Source organism: uncultured Sulfitobacter sp., assembly GCF_947497275.1.
Lineage (GTDB): Bacteria > Pseudomonadota > Alphaproteobacteria > Rhodobacterales > Rhodobacteraceae > Sulfitobacter.
This window is the reverse complement of record NZ_CANMFS010000004.1, coordinates 220,194-241,424: the sequence shown is the minus strand read 5'-3', so window position 1 is coordinate 241,424 and position 21,231 is coordinate 220,194. Positions and strand designations below refer to the sequence as shown.

General features: G+C 59.6%; 17 protein-coding genes. 7 read left to right on the top strand and 10 right to left on the bottom strand.

The window, feature by feature from the left end; translation table 11 throughout:
• The first annotated feature begins 392 nt into the window (after positions 1-392).
• Together Q1A06_RS10485 and Q1A06_RS10480 are read left to right on the top strand one after the other, a co-directional pair.
• Positions 393-1,925 carry a flagellar hook-length control protein FliK gene (locus tag Q1A06_RS10485; RefSeq protein WP_299562721.1) on the top strand — a complete coding sequence of 511 codons (1,533 nt, stop codon included), beginning with the start codon at positions 393-395 and terminating at the stop codon, positions 1,923-1,925.
• A gap of 12 nt (positions 1,926-1,937) precedes the next feature.
• Entirely contained in the window at positions 1,938-2,612 is a 675-nt protein-coding gene (locus Q1A06_RS10480) for a flagellar hook capping FlgD N-terminal domain-containing protein (protein ID WP_299562718.1), read from the top strand.
• Here the strand turns inward: Q1A06_RS10480 and Q1A06_RS10475 are convergent.
• The 5 genes from Q1A06_RS10475 to Q1A06_RS10455 form a co-directional block, all read right to left on the bottom strand.
• Positions 2,609-3,940, bottom strand: a complete 1,332-nt coding sequence (locus Q1A06_RS10475; protein WP_299562715.1) for an FAD-binding oxidoreductase — start codon at positions 3,938-3,940, stop codon at positions 2,609-2,611. The two genes, Q1A06_RS10480 and Q1A06_RS10475, sit on opposite strands and share 4 nt — an antisense overlap.
• Positions 3,937-4,755, bottom strand: coding sequence for an ABC transporter permease subunit (locus Q1A06_RS10470; protein ID WP_299562712.1), 819 nt, complete (start codon positions 4,753-4,755; stop codon positions 3,937-3,939). Before Q1A06_RS10470 ends, Q1A06_RS10475 begins: the two co-directional genes overlap by 4 nt.
• On the bottom strand, positions 4,752-5,627 hold the full coding sequence (locus Q1A06_RS10465) for an ABC transporter permease subunit (protein WP_299562709.1): 876 nt from the start codon (positions 5,625-5,627) through the stop codon (positions 4,752-4,754). Before Q1A06_RS10465 ends, Q1A06_RS10470 begins: the two co-directional genes overlap by 4 nt.
• 61 nt (positions 5,628-5,688) lie before the next feature.
• A complete protein-coding gene (locus Q1A06_RS10460) occupies positions 5,689-6,816 on the bottom strand; it encodes an ABC transporter ATP-binding protein (protein WP_299563300.1) in 1,128 nt (375 codons plus the stop codon).
• Positions 6,817-6,888: 72 nt separating this feature from the next.
• Positions 6,889-7,974 carry a polyamine ABC transporter substrate-binding protein gene (locus tag Q1A06_RS10455; protein ID WP_299562706.1) on the bottom strand — a complete coding sequence of 362 codons (1,086 nt, stop codon included), beginning with the start codon at positions 7,972-7,974 and terminating at the stop codon, positions 6,889-6,891.
• Between the two features lie 250 nt (positions 7,975-8,224).
• On the opposite strand from Q1A06_RS10455, the gene Q1A06_RS10450 reads away from it, so the two are divergent.
• From Q1A06_RS10450 to Q1A06_RS10430, 5 genes are all read left to right on the top strand, one after another.
• Positions 8,225-9,622, top strand: coding sequence for an aspartate aminotransferase family protein (locus tag Q1A06_RS10450; protein WP_299562703.1), 1,398 nt, complete (start codon positions 8,225-8,227; stop codon positions 9,620-9,622).
• A 203-nt stretch (positions 9,623-9,825) separates the two neighbouring features.
• Positions 9,826-10,926 (top strand): ABC transporter ATP-binding protein, encoded by a 1,101-nt coding sequence (locus tag Q1A06_RS10445; RefSeq protein ID WP_299562700.1) that lies wholly within the window; start codon positions 9,826-9,828, stop codon positions 10,924-10,926.
• A 123-nt stretch (positions 10,927-11,049) separates the two neighbouring features.
• Positions 11,050-12,156, top strand: coding sequence for an extracellular solute-binding protein (locus tag Q1A06_RS10440; protein ID WP_299562697.1), 1,107 nt, complete (start codon positions 11,050-11,052; stop codon positions 12,154-12,156).
• Positions 12,157-12,319: 163 nt separating this feature from the next.
• Positions 12,320-13,963 carry an ABC transporter permease gene (locus Q1A06_RS10435; protein ID WP_299563296.1) on the top strand — a complete coding sequence of 548 codons (1,644 nt, stop codon included), beginning with the start codon at positions 12,320-12,322 and terminating at the stop codon, positions 13,961-13,963.
• Positions 13,964-13,974: 11 nt separating this feature from the next.
• Positions 13,975-15,153 carry an ABC transporter permease gene (locus Q1A06_RS10430; protein ID WP_299562694.1) on the top strand — a complete coding sequence of 393 codons (1,179 nt, stop codon included), beginning with the start codon at positions 13,975-13,977 and terminating at the stop codon, positions 15,151-15,153.
• Here the strand turns inward: Q1A06_RS10430 and Q1A06_RS10425 are convergent.
• The 5 genes from Q1A06_RS10425 to dapE form a co-directional block, all read right to left on the bottom strand.
• On the bottom strand, positions 15,150-16,385 hold the full coding sequence (locus tag Q1A06_RS10425; protein ID WP_299562691.1) for a lytic murein transglycosylase: 1,236 nt from the start codon (positions 16,383-16,385) through the stop codon (positions 15,150-15,152). The genes Q1A06_RS10430 and Q1A06_RS10425 overlap by 4 nt on opposite strands.
• A gap of 227 nt (positions 16,386-16,612) precedes the next feature.
• Positions 16,613-18,868: a ribonuclease R gene (gene rnr / locus Q1A06_RS10420; RefSeq protein WP_299562687.1), complete on the bottom strand. Its 2,256-nt coding sequence runs from the start codon at positions 18,866-18,868 to the stop codon at positions 16,613-16,615.
• Positions 18,869-18,905: 37 nt separating this feature from the next.
• Positions 18,906-19,478 (bottom strand): TIGR04282 family arsenosugar biosynthesis glycosyltransferase, encoded by a 573-nt coding sequence (locus tag Q1A06_RS10415; RefSeq protein ID WP_299562684.1) that lies wholly within the window; start codon positions 19,476-19,478, stop codon positions 18,906-18,908.
• Entirely contained in the window at positions 19,475-19,894 is a 420-nt protein-coding gene (locus Q1A06_RS10410) for a GNAT family N-acetyltransferase (protein ID WP_299562681.1), read from the bottom strand. Before Q1A06_RS10410 ends, Q1A06_RS10415 begins: the two co-directional genes overlap by 4 nt.
• Positions 19,891-21,036, bottom strand: coding sequence for a succinyl-diaminopimelate desuccinylase (gene dapE, locus Q1A06_RS10405; protein WP_299562678.1), 1,146 nt, complete (start codon positions 21,034-21,036; stop codon positions 19,891-19,893). Before dapE ends, Q1A06_RS10410 begins: the two co-directional genes overlap by 4 nt.
• Positions 21,037-21,231: the final 195 nt, after the last annotated feature.

The window sequence follows — 21,231 nt, the reverse complement described above, 5'->3', positions numbered from 1 at the left end:
ACGGCGATAAGTGAGCATCATCGCGGCAGAATCCCGAAAGGCTCATCATGCATCCCACCTCCTCGGCGGCGACTGGATCCGTATCGATTGCACCTGCACCACCGCTGAAAGGTGCACCGCCCACCACCGCCTCCGCCACGAAAGCAGGACAGGGGGCAACATCTGACTTCGCCACTTTGCTAAGCGCCTTGCCAGCGTCCGGCGCAGCGGTTGCTGCATCGGGTCAAGCCGGAAACCAGACACGGTCCGCCAGCGGGCCAGAGGCATCCGACACTCCCTCGGAACAGGATTCCGCCGCGTCCACCGGAGTTCAGGACAAAGATGGGGGGGAGACAGAATCGGACGCGCGCGTAGATCCGGAAAAAAAGCCCGTCTTGGACGATCATGGAGCTTTGTCATCGCAAACGCATACGGAAGATGACGCGCCCACCGTGATGGATGCGGACCTCGAGATTGGCCGCGAATCGATCACGACATTACCTGGGAATGCCGCTCTCCGGCGAAACGGACCGCAAGACGCAGCGGATCGCACCCGTGTGTCGTCCGGATTGCACGCGACGACTGGCATTACACATGCCACGTCTGGCACAGCGCACATCGGTATGCACCGGGACCCCATCGCCCAGCAGGATCCGTCCAACGCGCTGACCGCAGATGCCACCGGTCTGCGTTTGCACAATTCTCCCTCGGGGCCAACAATCGGTCAATCTGTGACAACGGCCATTTATTCCGGCACCCTGCCAGCATCGCTTCGGCAAGAACCGCAGCAGGATGGTACGGGAGATCTCGCCCTTGCGCAGGTACGGCGCACCGTCGCACCGATGTCCGGTGCAGAGACGGCGATGCACAAAACCCCGGCGGGCTCCTTCGGGACCAGTCATCAGTCAGCCAGCATCGGTTCCGGCAGCATAGTTCCCGACAGCCGGGCTCGGTCTGGTCGGCAGGGCGGCTTGGTACTCACGGGGCACGTCGCCAACTCCAAGTCGGGTCCGCAAATCGACCGCGCCCTTGAAGCTCCTGTGCGATCTGCCGAAACGTTGCAAAGCGCGACGCCGTCTGCCCCGCCGCCTTCAGGCGTCCGGTCCGATACGGGTGCGCAGTCGCTGGTGACAGGAATTGAACGGCAGAGCAACGGAGCCGCTTCTGGACCTTCGGAAAGCGGTCGCGTTTCGGTCCAGCAAGGCGCGGCCTATACGATCACTAAAGAAAATGCCGACTTGTCGCGTGCGGTGTCGCCGCGCGTGCGGGATGCCATCGGCCAGGCCCGAATAGCATCCGCAGCGGAGACTGGACCCAGCCGCACCCAAGACCCACAGGGGCTCTCCGCCCAGGGGCTGCAGATCGCCGCGATGCATACCAACGGGCCGCAAAGCATGACAACTCTTTCCATGTCCGACCCATCCGATCTCGATGCCGTACGATCACTTATCCAGGGTGCCGAGCCCGAATCCGCATTCACGCTGGAGACTGGACGACTTGCGCAAACGACCGCGACAACGTCATTGCGAAGCGATCTTGCCCCGCATGTCGCGCGACAGATCGTAGAAGCTGTCCACCATACACCGAACCGCCCGATCGAGATTGCGCTTGCCCCTCAGGAATTGGGCCGAGTACGCGTCTCTATCAAAACCGACGATAAAAGCATCGTTGTCAATATTCTGGCCGAGCGCGGAGAAACGATGGATCTTATGCGCCGCCATATCGACCAGCTTGGCCAGACGTTCCGCAGCATCGGGTATGAAAACGTCAGCTTTTCGTTCGGGCAAGGCGCTTCAGATAACCGGCAACTGACTGATCACGGCGCGCAATCCCGATTAGGAGCGCAAGAAGAAGCCGAGCCGGCAAGGGCCGAACCTGCGTCATCGGACGTTCCCCTTCAATCACCTCTCAAAACCGCCTCGGGCGGTGTCGACATTCGTCTTTAAGGAGACCACGCCATGATTACCCCCATACCAGGCAACGCGACTGCCGCAACATCCGCAACCGTGGCCAGCGACGCACCGCAGGCGGATGCGGTGCTGTCGTCTGACTTCGAAACCTTCATCAAGATGCTGACGACGCAAGCGAAGTATCAGGATCCGATGGAGCCAATTGACAACTCGGAGTATGCGGCACAACTTGCCCAGTTTTCAATGGTTGAGCAGCAGGTGCAATCGAACGATTTGCTGAAGGCATTGGCAACACAGCTGGGGTCGGGCGGCATCGGTCAACTGGCAGGATGGATCGGGATGGAAGCACGCACGACCGGGCCGGTTCCGTTCGACGGCTCGCCGATCACAGTCTTGCCGACGCCGCCCGCCAACGCAACCGCGATGGAGCTTGTTGTCTTCGACGCCCAAGGACGGGAGGTGGACCGTAACCCGCTTCCGGTCTCCGACGACCCCGTGCTTTGGGCGGGCGTTCAACAAAGCGGCAAGCCTTTTGCGGCTGGTCAGTACAGTTTTTCGGTTGAGGGAGAGGCGGCGGACGGCAGCACGCTGCCGTCGAAAGCGGCGGCAACCTACGCCCGGATCACCGAAGTACAGACAAACGGGACCGACCCGCAGGTGGTTTTCAACGGCGGAGCACAGGTTTCGGCCAGCAGCATCACGGCACTGCGTGAAGGCGCCTAGCGGTCAGCGAAGGCATAAGCGGCATAGGCCGCAGGCATCAGCAAGCGGCGGAGCGGGCCAAGCTCGAAACGCCGCAACGGGGTCTTCATCGCATCCGGAAAGGGCATATCGGGTGGTTTGCCCTGTGCGAGCGCGGCAAGTAAAGCTCCGGAATAGGTGCCCATTGCGACGCCGTTGCCATGATAGCACAGACCGGCAAACATCCCTTTCTGCCCGGGCACCGCGCCGACAAATGGCATCAGGTCGCGTGCAAGGCACACCATCCCGGACCAAGCATGAGCCGATTCCACATCGCGCCACGCCGGAAACATCGATTCGAAATCCGCGCGTACCCTGCGCCGCGCGCGGATTTCGGCGGCAGGACCGCTAAGTAGTCCGCCTCGCATTCCGAACAAAAACCGCCGGTCCGGCAACAGGCGGAAATAGTGCAGCAGATTGCGGGTGTCGTAACACATCTGGTCTGTCGTCCAGCCCTGCGCCTCCAACTCTGAAGTGGTCAACGGACGCGTGACAAGAACGTTGGATTGCCCCGGCATAAATCGACCCCTGAGCCAGTCGGGAATGTCCTCGGAAGAGTAGCCGTTGGTGGCGACGATAACGCGATCTGCGCACAGCGTGACCCCGTTGATGTCCAGATGCCAGCGGTGGCCGGGCGCCGGTGTGATCCGGTCAACACCGCTTTGGCCGAAGATTGTTGCACCTGCAGCCTCGGCCGCATCAGCCAGTCCCCCGACGTATTTTCGCGGGTTGAGGCCGAAACCGGCCGGAATGGTCAGACCGCCGTGGAAGAACCGCCCAAAGCCACCGGCGGCGAGCGAATCTTTCTCAATGACTACCGGATCAAAGCCATAGTTCTCCGAGACTGTGGCCGCTCGCACGCGCATCGCATCCGCGTCACTGGCGCGGTGCGCCAACATGGTTTCTCCGGCGGAATGCCGGTCAACGTCGAGCGACAACTCGTCGACCAAACGCTCCACCAAGCGGACCGCTTCAAGCTCGCTTCGGCGGTAGGCAAGCCGTCCAGCCCTGCCAAACCGACTTTCGATCCCGGCATCGTCGGCCTTGCTGCCACCCAGGCAGCAAAACCCGCCGTTGCGCCCCGAAGCACCCCAACCCACATCGTTCGCGTCGACGACGGTCGCGCCGACCCCCGCGCGCGCCAGATGCAGGGCAGCGCTCAGCCCGGTGACACCCGCACCAACGATCGCCACATCTGTTTGCGTGTCAGTGCCAAGGGGACCGCGCGGCAAGATCGTGCAGGTTTCGTCCCACCAGCACCCATTTCTGGGGCCATCGCCATAGGCGAAAGTACCGAAAATGCGTTTCATTCCGCGCGCTCTGCCGCCTGCGCATCCCGCTGCGCCGCTACGGCGTTTCGCTTTGAAATCAGCGAGGCGGTGATCACTCCCACGGTGACGACCGCAATCATGATCGTCGACAGCGCGTTGATCTCGGGCGTCACACCAAGGCGCACGGCGCTCCAGATCTTGATCGGCAACGTCGTGGAGGACGGGCCCGCCACAAAAGACGCGATGACCAGATCGTCCAAGCTGAGCGTGAAGGCCAGAAGCCATCCGGAGATGACTGCCGGCGCAATGATGGGAAGGGTGACCAGCCGGAACGCATCGAACCGATTGCATCCCAGATCAAGCGCCGCCTCTTCGAGGGCACGGTCAAAGCTGATCAACCGTGAGGAGACCACGACGGAGACGTAGCACATCGAAAACGTCGTATGGGCCAATACGATGGTCAGAATACCCCGGTCCAGCCCGATGCCGATGAACAACAGTAACAGCGAAAGGCCCGTGATGACTTCGGGCATGACCAGCGGTGCATATATCATGCCCGAAAACAGGGTACGTCCGAAGAAGCGCCCGAAATTCACGAGCACATAAGCCGCCATTGTCCCAAGGACCGTCGCGATTGTTGAAGATATCACGGCGACTTGAAGCGTGACCCAAGCCGCGTCCAAAAACGCTTCGTCGCGCAAAAGTTCGCCGTACCATTGTGTAGAAAATCCCGCCCAGACCGTGACCAGCTTGGACGCGTTGAAGCTGTAGATTACCAACAGGATCATCGGAAGATAAAGGAATGCGAACCCGAGCGTCAGCGCGGTGATGTTGAAAGCGGACAGACGCTTCATTGCTCTGCCTCCGCCTGCTTTTGCTGGTTGCGCTGGAACAGCACGATCGGCACGATCAGGATAAGAAGCAGGATCACTGCGACCGCGCTTGCCACCGGCCAATCACGGTTGTTGAAGAACTCTTCGAACAGGACTTTGCCGATCATCAGCGTGCCGGACCCTCCGAGAAGCGAGGGGATAACAAATTCGCCCAGCGCCGGGATGAACACGAGAAAGCAGCCCGCGACAATGCCGTTTTTGGACAGCGGCACCGTCACCAGCCAGAAGGCGGTCAGGCGTGAACAGCCGAGATCCTCGGCGGCTTCGATAAGGCTGTCATCCATCCGGTCGAGCGCGGCATAGATCGGCAGGATCATGAACGGAAGATAGGTATAGACGATTCCGATATAGACCGCCGTGTTTGTATTGAGGATCGTCAGCGGTTCATTGATCACACCGACCCAGAGCAGAAGCTGGTTCAGCAGCCCTTCGTTGCTGAGGATTCCGACCCATGCGTACACGCGGATCAGGAACGACGTCCAGAACGGCAGGATCACCAGCATCATCAGCGTCGCGCGCCATTCCTCGGGCGCGCGGGCCATGCCATAGGCCATCGGATACCCAACGAGCAGCGTCAGAAACGTCGACAGAAGTGCGATCTGCAGACTGCTGAGATAGGCCTTGTAATAAAGATCGTCCGTCGTCAGAAACCAGAAATTCTCAAGATCGAGGCCATCGATCAGTGCACCGAAACCGTCCTTGAGCGTCGGCGTATAGGGCGGAATCGCGAGCGCCGTGTCGGAGAGCGAAACCTTGAACACGATCAGGAACGGGATCAAGAACAGGGCCAGCAGCCACGCATAGGGTACGGCGATCAGGGCAAATTTGCGCATTATGTCCGACCTCCGTTAGAACGGTACATCGGGGAGGTTGATGATAGGCACGACAGCGAGATCATTGCTCCAACAGCACCCCAGCGGTCGCGTTCCAGCGGATCCAGACCGGATCCTCCCATGTGATGCCCCGGTTGGAAATGCGGCGGGTGTTCGCGGTTTGCGCCTTGATGACCTGACCGCCGGGCAGCTCCACGTGATAGGTCGACAGATTACCCAGATACGCGATATCCAGCACTTTGCCCTGCACCGCGTTCTCGGTGTCTTCCGGTTTGTCCTTGGCGATGGTGATCTTTTCGGGCCGGATTGCCAGATGGCAGGTCTGTCCCTCGCTGAACGAATTCTGTGACGTCGCGACGATCGGGGCCTGATTGGGTGCCCAGTCGATATGGTACCGATCCGCGCCCGCCGGTTTCGTGGTACCGCTGATGATGTTCACGTCGCCGATGAAATCAGCGACATAGACGGAATTCGGCGTTTCGTAGATGTTGGCGGGTGTGGCGACCTGAATGATGCGGCCCTCGTCCATCACCGCAACGCGGGAGGCCACGGTCATCGCCTCTTCCTGATCGTGGGTAACGATGACAAAAGTGGTGCCGGTGCCCTCCTGAATGTCCATAAGCTCGAACTGGGTTTCCTGACGCAGCTTCTTGTCCAACGCGCCCAGCGGCTCGTCCAGCAAAAGCAGCTTCGGCGCCTTTGCCAAGGATCGTGCAAGCGCCACACGCTGCCGCTGACCCCCCGAAATCTGGTGCGGCTTGCGGCGCGCGAATTTCTCGAGCCGGGTGAGCTTCAGCATCTCCGCTACGCGGGCCTCGATCTGATCTTTGGGCATCTTGTCGCGGCGTAGACCAAACGCGATGTTGTCCCAGACGCTCAGATGCGGAAACAGGGCGTAGGATTGGAACATCATGTTCACCGCGCGCTGGTTCGGCGCTACCTGTGCAATGTCGCTTCCCGAAAGCAGGATGCGGCCCTCTGTCACCGTCTCGAAACCGGCCAGCATCCGCATCATCGTCGTCTTGCCACAGCCCGACGGACCCAGTAGCGCAAAGAACTCCTGTGCATAGATGTCGATTGTCAGATCGTCGATGGCGGTAAAGGTTCCGAACCTCTTGGTAACATTCTCGAACCGGATGAGGGGCTTTTCATTTGGGTCGTCCCAAGGGGCGAAAACAGGGCTGCTCACGTTGCTTTGTTCCTTGAGATCGAGGGCGTCGAGAAGCGGCACCGCACAGCGCCGCCTCCTTTGTCTATCGGCTCAGGTGCCGGACTTCACCTTGGTCCAGGCGCGGGTCACAACACGCTGCACTTTTTGTGGGTACGGCGTGGTGGTAAACAGGTTATTAAGCGTTTCCTCGCTTGGATAGATCGCCGGATCATCGATCACGTCCTCGACCAAATACTCCTGGCTCGCCTTGTTGCCATTGGCGTAATAGACATAGTTCGACGCCGCCGCCATGTTCTCGGCATCCATTATGAAGTTCAGGAACGTGTGTGCGGCATCTACGTTTGGCGCGTCGACCGGTATCGCCATCTGGTCAAACCACATCTGCGCACCCTCTTTGGGCGCGTTGTAAACGATTTCGACGCCGTTGTCGGCTTCGGCGGCACGATCACGGGCCTGAAGAATATCGCCGGACCAGCCGACAGCCACGCAGATATCGCCATTCGCCAGTGCGTTGATGTACTCCGAGCTGTGGAATTTCTGGATGTAGGGGCGGATCTGCATCATCGCCTCTTCGGCCTTCGCCAAAACTTCGGGGTCGTGGCTGTCGGGATCCTCGCCAATGTACTTGAGCGCCATCGGCAGCATTTCTGCCGGCGCATCAAGGAAGTGAACGCCGCAGTCGGCCAGCTTGGACATATTGTCCGGATTCATGACCAGTTCGAGCGAATCGAGAGGCGCATCTTCGCCCAAGGCTTCCTTGACCTTTGCGACATTCGCGCCAATGCCCGTGGTGCCCCACATGTAGTTGATCGAATAGGCGTTGTCGGGATCGTACTGTTCTGTCCGCTGCTCGACGACATCCCACATGTTATCGAGGTTCGGCAGCTTGGACGGATCCAGTTTCTGAAACGCGCCTGCGGTGATCTGGCGCTGCAAAAAAGTGCCCGAAGGCACAACAACGTCATACCCAGACCCGCCGGCCAGCATCTTGGTTTCCAGAACTTCGTTGCTGTCGAACACGTCATAGATCAGTTCGATACCGGTTTCTTCTTCAAACTTCGCCAACAGATCTTCGTCAATATAGTCGGACCAGTTGTAAACGCGAACTTCCTGTGCCATCGCGGTGCCCGCCATCAAAGCCAGCACGGCTGTACCTGTGAATAGTGGTTTGAACATGATAAACTCCCTAAAGGTATTGCCGGGTTGGCCCGACATTGGCAATGATATGATCAAATTTCAATCCACTCAGCAAGGCGTTTCCTGCCTCTGCGCGTCCGTCAATCGTGACAGCGCACATATTCAGAGCACGGTGGTTGGCAGTCCTTCACGCCATACCACACCTGCCCTTCGCCTGACAGGTTGATTGACCCTGCAAGAATTTGATCATATTTTGACAGCAACTCATTTCTCTTTCCAAGGTGCTGCCATGTCAATCATCTCGAACAATCTGCCCACCGCCGAATTGCAGGCGCTGGATGCCGCGCATCACATGCATCCGTTCACGACGAACGACGAGCTCAAAGAGCGCGGCGCGCGGGTCATCACCCAGGCCAAGGGCGTGTACCTTCAGGACAGCGAGGGGAACCAGATCCTCGATGCCATGGCGGGCCTGTGGTGCGTGAACGTCGGTTATGGTCGGCAAGAGCTGATCGACGCGGCGACACGCCAAATGCAGGAACTCCCGTTCTACAACACCTTTTTCAACACGACGCATACGCCCGCCATCGCATTGGCGGCGGAATTGGCCAAGCTGGCGCCCGAAGGATTGAACCACGTCTTTTTCGCAGGCTCCGGATCAGAGGCCAACGACACCAACCTGCGGATGGTCCGCACCTATTGGGCCGAAAAGGGCCAGCCGCAGAAAAGTCATGTGATCAGCCGCAAGAATGCCTATCACGGCTCTTCCATGGGGTCGGGGTCGATGGGCGGGATGAGCTACATGCACGCGCAGGGCGGGATGCCGATACCGGGCATTCATCACATCGGACAACCCGATTGGTGGGCCGAAGGCGGCGATCATACACCAGAGGCGTTCGGTCTCACCCGTGCGCAGGAGCTAGAGGCGAAGATCCTCGAACTGGGTGCGGAAAACGTCGCTGCCTTCATTGCCGAGCCGGTGCAGGGCGCCGGTGGTGTGATCGTTCCGCCCAGCACCTATTGGCCGGAGATCCAGCGAATCTGCGACAAATACGATGTGTTGATTATCGCGGACGAAGTGATTTGCGGCTTTGGCCGCACCGGCAACTGGTTCGGCTCCACCACGATGGGGATCAAGCCGCACATCATGACCATCGCCAAGGGGCTCAGCTCCGGCTATGCGCCAATCGGCGGGTCGATCGTGTGCGACGAGATCGCGGAAGTGATCAACGCAGTCGAATTCAACCATGGCTATACCTATTCGGGCCATCCGGTCTGTGCTGCCGTCGCTTTGGCCAACCTGCGGGTTCTGCAGGATGACAACGTTCTTGATCACGTGAGAAACGTCGCGGCTCCCGCGCTCAAAGATGCGCTGGAAAAGCTGGCTGACCATCCGGTGGTCGGCGGGTTGAACCTGTGCGGCATGATGGCATCCCTGCCATTGACGCCGCAGAAGGAAAATCGCGCGAAGTTCGCGATGGACCAAGGCACCGCCGGCTTCATGTGCCGCGAGCGGTGTTTCGCGAACAATCTGGTCATGCGTCACGTTGGCGATAGAATGATCATTTCTCCGCCTCTGGTGATAACCGCAGAAGAGATCGACATCTTTCACACCCGAGCAAAAGCTGCGCTCGACGATACCTACAAGGCACTCAAAGAAGGCGATATGCTCAAAGCTGCCACCTGAGAACCGCCAATCCCCGCGGGGGGATCGGGCGCATACCGCATCCTGGATGGGCGATTTTCCTGAAATGCTGAAAAATTCAGGGAATTCGCCCTGAATCGACCCGATTATGAACAATCTGTCGTTATCCAGTTGCAAACGCGGGGCCGGATGCGCTTAGTTGCTCATCACAAAGCAACAATAAACGTGCACGGGGAGCCAAAACATTGGCCGATGGAACCAACAACGACGCATTCGTCGAATTCGATCGCGTACAAAAAAGCTATGACGGGGAGAATCTGGTCGTCAAGGATTTGAACCTCAGCATGCCGAAAGGCGAGTTTCTGACGATGCTCGGGCCATCGGGTTCTGGCAAGACGACGTGCCTGATGATGCTAGCCGGTTTCGAAACGGCGACGCACGGCGACATCCGCCTTGGTGGCAAGTCGATCAACAATATTCCACCGCATAAGCGGGGCATTGGTATGGTGTTCCAGAACTACGCCCTCTTCCCCCATATGACGGTGGCCGAAAACCTGTCTTTCCCGCTGGAAGTGCGCAAGATGGGCAAATCCACCCGCGAAGAAAAGATCAATCGCGCGCTGGGCATGGTACAGATGAATGATTTCGCCGGACGCCGCCCCGCGCAGCTTTCGGGCGGTCAGCAGCAGCGGATCGCGCTGGCGCGCGCGCTGGTGTTCGAGCCAGAGCTCGTCCTGATGGATGAACCGCTTGGCGCGCTCGACAAGCAGCTGCGCGAAACACTGCAGTTCGAGATCACCAATCTGGCGCATGATCTGGGTATCACCGTAGTCTACGTTACGCACGACCAGACCGAAGCGTTGACCATGTCCGATCGCGTCGCGGTGTTCGAGGATGGCCGCATCCAGCAGCTTGCCCCACCGGACGAGTTGTACGAAGCACCCCAGAACAGTTTTGTCGCGCAGTTCATCGGCGAGAATAACACGCTTGAAGGCGTTGTTCAGGAAATCAAGAACGACACAGCCCTCGTAAAACTCGACAGTGGCGAAGTCATCGCGGCCAAGCCGGTGAACGTGACCAAGGCTGGCGAACGCACGCGCGTCTCCATCCGCCCCGAGCGGGTCGAGTACAACAAGGAGCGGATGCAGGAGGGTGCCTATACCCTCAAGGCGGAAGTTCTGGAATTCATATACATGGGTGATATTTTCCGCACCCGGCTGAAAGTGGCCGGCAAGGATGATTTCATCATCAAGACGCGCAACGCCCCCGATCAGGTCCGGCTCAAACCCGGCACCCAGATCGAGATCGGCTGGTTGCCAGAAGATTGCCGCGCGCTGGACGCCTGACGTTGATTGCGCGCGTCATATCACGCAGCGCACTGAGCTGTGTGATCGAAAAAAGGCTGCGGCCAAACCCGTTGTTGCAGCCTTGAACTATACTGAACGGGAAGAAACTTGGGAGAGTTATCTATGAAACTGACCAATACGCTACTGGCCTCTACCGCCCTTACATTCGCTGCTGGCATGGCCAGCGCAGAGGCGCATATGGCCGACGAAATGACCATCGTTTCCTGGGGCGGCGCATACTCCAACAGCCAACAGAAGGCCTACAGCGAGCCCTATGCCGAGAAGACCGGCGTGAACATCATCAACGATGAATCCTCGGCTGAAGCTGTTGCGAAGCTCCGCGCTATGAACGAAGCGGGCAACATCTCGTGGGATGTGGTCGACGTGACAGCAGCGGATTCGTTCCGTCTGTGCGACGAAGGTCTCGCGATGGAAATCGACTTTGACGAACAGCTGAAAGCCGGCGACGATGGCTCCACACCGACCGACGACTTCGGTGATACGCTGATCAACGATTGCTTCATTCCGCAGATCGTCTTTTCGACCACATTCGGCTATCGCACCGATCTCGTTGGCGACACGCCACCGACTTCCGTTTGCGATATTTTCGACACCGAAGCGTATCCAGGCAAGCGCAGCCTTGAGAAGCGTCCGATCGGCAACATGGAATGGGCTTTGCTGTGTGATGGCGTAGCCAAGGACGAGATCTACGACGTGCTGGAAACGGAAGAAGGTCAAGAGCAGGCTCTGGCCAAGCTCGACACCATCAAGGACAGCGTTGTCTGGTGGTCCGCAGGTGCCGATACGCCACAGCTTCTGGCTGATGGTGAAGTCGTCATGGGCTCCACATACAATGGCCGCCTCTTCTCCGTGATCGAAGAGCAGGACCAGGATGTTGCAATGCTTTGGGACGGTCAGATGTTCGATCTGGACGGCTGGATCATTCCAGCAGGCCTGTCGGACGAGCGTAAGGCCCGTGCGCTGGACTATGTGAAATTCGCGACAGATACCCAACGTCTTGCTGATCAGGCCGCGTATATCTCCTACGGTCCCGCGCGCGCGTCTTCTGCACCATTGGTTGGCCAGCACGCCGAGTTGGGCATCGAAATGGCGCCGCACATGCCAACAGACCCTGCAAACGCCACGAACGTGTTCGTATTCAACTACGAGTTCTGGGCTGACTATCGCGACGACATCGACGCGAAATTCCAGGCATGGCTGGTACAATAAGCTACCGTTGAATTGTTGGAGAGGGCCCTCGCGGCCCTCTCTTTCTACCCTCTATTCGTTAGTCACTTTTCCATATTCGAGCTGAGCCAACGGGGTAAAAATGAGCGATATAAAAGACGCAACAACCGCAGATACCGCACCGACACCCGATGACGCCCTGCGCATGGCGGATGCGGCCGAAAAGAAGGGGCCGGTTCTGGCCGCCGATGGCCGCCCGCTCAAGCAATCGCTCAACCGGGCGCTGCGGTTGCAAAAGCTGCGTGCGCTCGCGCTTGTCGCACCGTTGCTCATTTTCGTGCTCGTCACCTTTATTGCACCCATCGCGGACATGTTGTTCCGCTCTGTCGAAAATGAAATCGTTTCCGAAACATTGCCCAAAACAACCGCCGCGCTCGAAGACTGGGACGCCGAAGGGGATACGATCCCCGACGAGGCCGTTTTCGAGGCACTCTACGACGATATGTTTTTTGCTCAGGAGGCCAAGCTGCACTCGCGCCTTGGCTCGCGTCTCAACTACGAGCAGACCGGCGTATCCTCGCTTTTCCGGAAAACCGGGCGCAGCGTAGAGGACATGGGCGAAGTCTTTCAGGACCAGTTCGAGGATCTCGACGATTTCTGGAAGACCGGCGAAAACTGGACCAGTTTCATGGCCTCGGATGAATGGCTGGCCGATATTCAGGCATGGGACGCCGATTCCGGTGACCGCCAGCCGCGTTTCGAATTGCGCGATGGCATTGACGATATCCTGCCCGCCACCGCCGAAAGCTACACCCGCTTTGCGAATTACGTCCGCACCGAGGATGAAGACAACGTCTACACCGAAGACCCGTGGGCGGTCATCTATTCATCTTTCTATGACGACCTGACGCGCGCCGACGCGGCGGCCATCGCCGCCTATTCCGGCCCGGCCGCGGAACAGATCAAGTCCGCCGCAACAGCGGCTACCGGATTTGAAACCATCGATTATTCCGAAGCCTTCCTGGACATAGACGAGGATTGGCATTCGATCGACGTATGGCGCACGATCAAGATCTACAGCCCAAAGTTCACCAACGGCTATTTTCTCAACGCGATAGACATGCAGAAATCCATCGACGGGCCCGAACTGCGCCCCGAGAACGAGCGGATCTACGGCATCCTGTTCTGGCGCACGATGGTGATGTCGATCACGATCACCCTTTCATGCATTCTACTGGGCTATCCTGTCGCATGGATCCTCGCCAATCTGCCGGCGCGCAACGCAAATCTATTGCTTATTCTCGTGCTTCTGCCGTTCTGGACATCGCTGCTGGTGCGGACGTCCGCATGGAAAGTCATGCTGCAACAGCAAGGTGTCATCAACGACACGCTGGTCTGGCTCGGACTGGTCGCGACCGACGACAGGCTTGTTCTGATCAACAACCAGACGGGTACGATCATCGCGATGACGCACATCCTGCTGCCGTTCATGATCCTGCCGATGTATTCGGTGATGCAGACGATCCAGCCGACATACCTGCGCGCGGCCAAGAGCCTTGGTGCGACGAACTGGACCGCGTTCTGGCGGGTCTACTTCCCCCAGTCCATTCCGGGTATCGGCGCGGGGTCCATTCTCGTGTTCATTCTGGCCATCGGCTATTACATCACGCCGGAAATCGTGGGCGGCACAAGCGGTACGTTCATCTCGAACCGGATCGCCTATCACATCTCCAGCTCGCTCAACTGGGGCCTTGGCGCTGCGCTGGGCGCGATCCTGCTGGCGGCGGTTCTGCTGCTCTACTACGCCTACGACAAGATCGTCGGCATCGATAACGTGAAACTCGGATAAGGAGCGGACTCATGGTTGCACTCACACCAATTTCGCGCACCGCGCCCAGCTTCTATGTGCCGGTCGTCGCCGCTTTCGGCGCCTTTTTCGGCGTGTTCATCGGCACCGGTCAGGGGAGCCTTCTGATCGGTGTCATCGGCGGCGCGGTCATCATGGGTGCGCTTGCCTTTGTCATGACCAAGATCATCAAGAACGAAACAGCCTCCCGCTGGGGCCTTGCCGTTCTCGTTGCACTGGCGGGTTTCCTGCTTGCGGGGATACCCGGACTTGTGATCGGCACGTTCTTCGGCTGGTTCTTCGGGTTCTTGACCTTCTGGCTCTACGAAGGGCGCTACCGCGCCAAGTTGCCGCCGTATCTGACCCCCGGACAGGTACTGTGGCATTTCACGTTCCGCACGATCTGCGGTGCCATCTTCGTTTTCCTGATCACGCCGATCCTCGTGGTCATGCCGCTCAGCTTCAACGCCGAGAACTTCTTTACCTTCACCCCGGAGATGCTCCGGTTTGACCCCGCAGGCTACTCGCTCAAACATTACCGCGACTTCTTTACCAATGATGACTGGCAGAATGCACTGCGCAACTCGGTGCAGATCGCGCCCGTCGCGACGCTCTTGTCGGTGTCATTCGGGACACTGGCAGCCATCGGGCTGAGCCAACCGCATGTGCCCTTCCGCCGCGCCATCATGGCGATCCTGATCTCGCCGATGATCGTACCACTGATCATTTCGGCCGCCGGCATGTACTTCTTCTACAGCCGGGTCGGATTGCAGGGCACTTATATCGGGGTCGTTCTGGCGCACGCCGCCTTGGGCATTCCGTTCGTGATCATTACCGTTACGGCGACGCTGGTCGGCTTTGACCGCTCCCTCACCCGCGCGGCGGCGAACATGGGCGCAAACCCGGTGACGACGTTCTTCCGTGTCCAGATGCCGCTGATCCTGCCCGGTGTGATTTCCGGTGGGCTCTTTGCCTTCATCACGTCGTTCGACGAAGTCGTCGTGGTGCTGTTCGTAGGTTCCGCCGGTCAGAAAACACTGCCTTGGCAGATGTTCATCGGTCTGCGCGAACAGATCAGCCCGACGATCCTCGCGGTTGCAACGATCCTTGTGTTCATCTCGATCTGTCTGTTGACGGTAGTGGAACTGCTGCGCCGCCGATCGGAAAGATTGCGCGGAATGTCTCCGAGTTAACGCACGGCCTCTTCCCGCAGACGCGCAAGCACGCGGGGAGAGGCATACCCATCCGGCACCAACCCCTGCGACAGTTGCCATTGCCGCACCGCATTTACCGTTAGCGGCCCGATTTTCGCATCTATCTTCTGCGTGTCGAACCCTTGGGCTGTCAGCTGCTCCTGCAACTCGATTCGCTCATCGAAAGTCAACGCACGATCCTGACGCGGCCAATCGCCCCGAAATGCAGCGCCGCCCGCAATACGGTCCGCCAGATGCCCGACGGCAATTACGTAGGCATCGGCGGTGTTGTAGCTCTCCAGTACCTCGAAGTTATCGAACACCATAAAGGCAGCGCCTTCGGCACCTGCAGGCAGCAGGATGGACGCCAGCGCGTCCTCGCGGATCGCCTCGCCCTGCGGATCCAGAACGCCTAGAGAGGCCCATTCCGCAGGGGTCTTGCGCAGGTCCCGGTTCGCCAGCAGATAATCGAAATCTTCGGGCAAGATCACCTCGGCCCCCCAAGGCTGGCCCGTCACCCATCCGTTCGCCTTCAAATAAGCCGCGGTCGACGCAAGCGCATCCTGCGGATCTTCGCCCCAGATGTTGCGCCGCCCGTCCTTGTTCCAATCCACTGCGTGAGCAATAAAAGATGTCGGCATGAATTGGGTGTGCCCCATCGCGCCGGCCCAGCTTCCGGTCAGGTTTCGCAACGTCGTGTCGCCAGTTTGCAGGATCGTCAGAGCGGCGATCACCTGTTGTTCAAAGAAAATTGCACGCCTTGCCTCATAGGCAAGCGATGCCATAGATTGCAGCACCGGATCGCTGCCACGAAATGTGCCATAGGCGCTTTCCAGCCCCCAGATCGCCGTCACGATTTCCCTGGGCACGCCGTATCGCGCCTCGATTGCGTCCAGCGCAGGCATTTCCCTGTTCAACGCCGCTTTACCGTTTGCGATGCGCAGATCGGATACGGCGGTTGCAAGATAATCCCATATCGTTTTGGTAAACTCAGACTGGTTACGGTCCCGCTCTACCACCTTTTCATCGTAACCGATGCCACGCATGGCGCGGTCGTAGAGATCAGGCGCAATACCAGCCTTCAGTGCCCGTGGCCGAAACGCGGCGATCCAGATTTGCAGGCCCGCGTCGCTTCGGGACTCATCGGGTTGAGGTCGAATGACGGGGCGCACCGCCTCGGCATGCCCTGCGACCGGGCACAGGCCCAGCATCATCAGATAAACCCAGCGCATTGCGAAACTCCGACCAGATCAAGTGTTTCCAGTTTAGGTACGATCAACGGCCAAGCAAAGATGCCATGATCACCGTTGGCGATCTTCAGCCCGCTTTCAGCCCCATGTGATCGCGCAAGTACAGCAGAATTTTCGCGTTGTCCTGGCCTACGTACCTGTCGCAACGCCTGTATGTGAATGGTGTGTCGCCCGCACACACCAGCCGGTGCAATAGATCCGATGGCGTCTTAGGTTCGGGACCTTCTGACCTTCCGCTTCAGTTTGTCCTTCTTGAGTTTGGCTTTCTTGCCCTTGCGCGGCGAACTGCGCCCTGCAGGGCTCTGACGCCCTTGCGGCATTCTCTGATCTTCGATTTCTAGTAGCTCAAGCGCGATGCCCCCGGTGATCGGCGTCACCTCGGCAAGCCGCACGGTGACACGTTGCCCGATACCGATCATGGTGCCGGTGTCCGACCCCATCAACGTCCCTGCATCGGCGTCGTGATGGAAATATTCCCGCCCGATATTGCGCATCGGGATCAGACCGTCGGCACCGGTCTCGTCCAGCTTGACGAACGCGCCGAAACGGGCGACGCCGCTGATCCGGCCAGTCATTTCGGTGCCGACACGTTCTGACAGGTAGGACGCAAGATAGCGGTCGGTTGTGTCGCGCTCTGCAATCATCGAGCGGCGCTCGGTCTCCGAGATGTGCGTGCCGGTCTGTTCGATGTCCTCAGTGTCATGCGGCGACAGCCCGTCCTTACCCCAGCCATGCGCCGTAATCAGCGCGCGGTGCACGATCAGGTCGGCATACCGCCGGATCGGCGAGGTGAAATGCGCGTAGGAACGCAGCGCGAGGCCGAAATGCCCGATGTGTTCGGGGCCGTAGTAGGCCTGCGTCATCGAGCGTAGCGTGGAGATATTGATCAGCTCGGAATCCGCGCTGCCCGCCGCTTGGTCCAGCAGCCGGTTCAGATGTGCCGTTTGCAGCACCTGCCCCTTTGCCAGTGTATACCCCGCAGCCGCCGCCGTTTCGCGCAGGCTTTCCAGCTTTTCGGGCGCCGGTTCCTCGTGCGTGCGGAATAGCAGCGGAATTTTTTTGGCGATCAGCGTTTCGGCGGCCGCCACGTTCGCCAGCACCATGAACTCCTCGATCAGGCGGTGCGCGTCCAGACGCTCCTTGAAATTAACGGACTTCACATTGCCGTCGTCATCCAGCTCGATGCGCCGCTCGGGCAAATCCAGATCCAGCGGTTGTCGCCGCGTACGCGCGTGTCTAAGTGCGCCATATGCCGCGTAGAGCGGCTTGAGCACTGGCTCCAGCAAAGGCTTGGTTCGGTCGTTCGGCGCACCGTCGATGGCGCCTTGCACCTCTTCGTAATGCAAGCTGGCCGGTGAACGCATCAGGGCGCGGTGGAAATCATGGTTAATCTTGTTGCCCTCGGCGTCCAGAACCATGCGCACCGCAATGCAGGCGCGCGGCACACCCTCGTGGAGCGAACACAGGTCACCCGACAAACGGTCCGGCAACATCGGCACGACGCGGTCGGGAAAATAGGTGGAATTGCCCCGTTTTCGGGCCTCGCGGTCCAGCGCGGACCCCGGCGTGACATAGGCGGCAACATCGGCAATTGCGACCCACAGGATATGACCGCCGTCGTTCTTCGGGTCGCTGTCCGCTTCGGCGAAACACGCATCGTCGTGGTCGCGGGCGTCCGACGGATCAATGGTGATCAACGGCATCCGCGTCAGATCGGTGCGCCCTTTCAAACCTTTGGGCTTAGCGGCGTCCGCCTCTGCGATCACGTCGTCGGGAAACTCATCGGGAATGTTGTGCTGGTGGATCGCAATCAGCGACACGGCGCGCGGCGCGGACGGATCACCCAACCGTTCGACCACCCGCGCGCGCGGAAGCCCCATTCGCCCCTTCGGACCGGCAAGCTCCGCTTCGACCAGCTCGCCATCCTGCGCCCCGGCCATCGCATCGGCATGGACGACCCATTCCTTGTCCGCGCCCTTGTCAATCGGGTGGATCCGGCCGCCCTCCGCATGTTTGCGAAATACGCCCATGATCTTCTTGGGATTGGTGCCGATCCGCCGGATCAGGCGCCCTTCGTAATGGTGGTCTTCGCCCTTCACCAGCGTCAGCCGTGCAAGGATCCGGTCCCCCGCGCCCAGCGCCGGATCGGAGCCGCGCGGGATCAGCAAGACAACTGGCTCAACCCCTTCGCCCTGCCATTCCATCGGTTTGGCGTATAGATCGCCATCGTCATTGGGCCCGGTAACAAGCAAAACCGAGACCGGCGGCAGGCGGTCGGGGTCTTTGTAGGTCTTCTTGCGTTTCTCCAGATGACCTTCGGCCTCCAGCTCTTTCAGCAGCTGTTTCAGGTCGATGCGGGCGGCCCCCTTGATCCCGAAGGCCTTGGCGATGTCACGCTTGGCGGTCAGGGTGGGGTTTTGTTCGATCCATTCGAGGATCTCTTGCTTGGATGGGATATTGTTCATGCCGGTTGAGGTAGCACGCACATGGGGTCGCGTCACATTATTTTAGATCAGCAGCGGAATCGACGTCGCGCAGGGTGGCAACGCGGGCAATCCGGTGGCCCTTGAGCGTTGCGATACTGTCGGTTAAAGCATGATCCGTTGACCACCGCACGGTGTGCAGAAATTCGGGGGGCTGCATAGCAGGATGCTTGAGACCGATCAGCCAGTAGCCGCCGTCGGGAGCGGGACCGAACACGGCATTATGGCTGCCCAGCGCATCAAAGGCTTCCGCGATACGCGGACGTGTGACACCGGGAATGTCGGCTCCGATCACACAGGCCGGACCACCGCGCGCTTGACGCAACATCCGCGCCATCCGCACACCCAGATCGCCCTTCCCCTGCGGCCAGCGCGCCAGATGCGCAGGCAGTACCCGCGACAGCACCCCGGCCCGGTCCGGCGCCACCGCCAGAACGACACGCCAGCGCGGATCTTCAATCCTGCGCAGCAGGCGGCGGACCTGATGGCGGAACCACCACGCGGCGGCGACCATCCCGATTTCGCGCCCCAGTCGCGTTTTGACACGGCCAGCACGCGGTTCCTTGACCATCACGATCAGGGTGCGCTTCACAGGGGGCGTTCCATCATCTGATGGGGCTCTCCTTCATCGTCGTAGGGCGCGCCGAAGGCGGTAAAGCCCAGCTTGCCATAAAATCCAGTTGCATGCGCCTGTGCGCCCAGAACCGCGCGGCTGATACCGGGGTGCGCACCTGCAAGCTGCACCGCCGCCGTGATCAGATCCGCACCCAACCCCTGTCCGCGATGGGATTTGAGCACGCAGACGCGTCCGATCCTGGCCGTTGGCCCATCAAGATAGATGCGGGCAGTGGCGACAGGCGTTTCGCCGTCGAGCGCCAGCAGATGATGGCTGTGCGGATCGAGATCATCCACTTCGCCCTCGACAGTGTATCCCTGCTCCTCGACGAAAACCCTGTGCCGCAGGGCATAGCACACCTCGGGCTCATCTGTCGGTGCAATCACGATCATGCGAAATAGTCCTTCAGGATGCGGCTGTAGATCGCTTTGAGTTCATGAATATGGTCGACGCGGACGTGCTCGTCCACCTGATGCATGGATTGCCCGACAAGGCCAAATTCAACGACCGGACAATGCGATTTCACAAAGCGCGCGTCGGATGTGCCGCCGGTGGTAGACAGCGTCGGCATGACCCCCGTGACTGCAGCGACGGCGCCGCTCACCAAATCGGACAGTGCGCCCGGTGGCGTGATGAAGCTTTCGCCTGAAATCTTTACCTGAGTCTCGACCTCGACGCCGAACCGCTCGCGGATCGCGGTGACCTCGTTCTCGATCCATTCGCTCAGGCTGGCGCCTGAATGGCTGTCATTGAACCGGATGTTGACCGTTGCACGGCACTCTGCCGGGATGACGTTCGTCGCCGGATTGCCGGTGTCCACGGTCACGACCGCCAGCGTGGAGGCGTCGAAATGCTCGGTTCCGGTGTCCAATTCGTGACTGGCGAGCCGGTCCATCATCCGCACCATCGCGGGCAGTGGATTGTTGGCACGGTGGGGATAAGCGGAATGACCCTGTCTGCCGATCACGCGGAACTTGACCGTCATGGACCCGCGGCGCCCGATCTTGATCATTTCGCCCATCTTTTCAGGGCACGTCGGCTCACCCACCAGACAGACGTCCATGCGCTCGCCATTCTGCTCCATGTACTCCAGCAGCGCAGTGGTGCCGTCCACAGCATCGCCTTCCTCGTCGCCGGTGATGGCGATGACGATGGAACCGTCGGGCGGCGTATCGCGCACGAAATCCACGGCTGCGGCGGCGAATGCGGCAACCCCGGATTTCATGTCCGTCGTGCCACGACCGTACATAACCCCGTCCCTGATCTCGGCTCCGAAGGGCGGCATCGTCCAAGAGCTTTCATCCCCGACCGGCACCACATCTGTGTGTCCGTTGAACCCAAAGCTGCGGGCGTTGCCAGCAGTGCCCCAGCGGGCAAACAGGTTGCGGATGCCGCCGCGATTAGCCCATGCACAGCTAAAGCCCGCGTCGGCCAAGAGATCATGCAGAACATCCAGTGCGCCAGCATCTTCAGGCGTGACAGAAGGGCAGCGCACGAGGGAGGCGGTCAGATCGACGGGATCAACGGGGGACATCGCAAAACTCCGGATTAAGGCATATTTCGATCCTTATCCCCCCTGTGGTGAAAAAGCGCCACCCCCCGGCTTCGTCACGCAAATCACGCTTCATTTATGTCAAAACTGTGGTACCTTGGGTTCAATAAATGACCCGAGGCAGGGCAAGAGCAGATCAATCACCTGAAAACAGGGATGATCCCATCTATAAGGCAT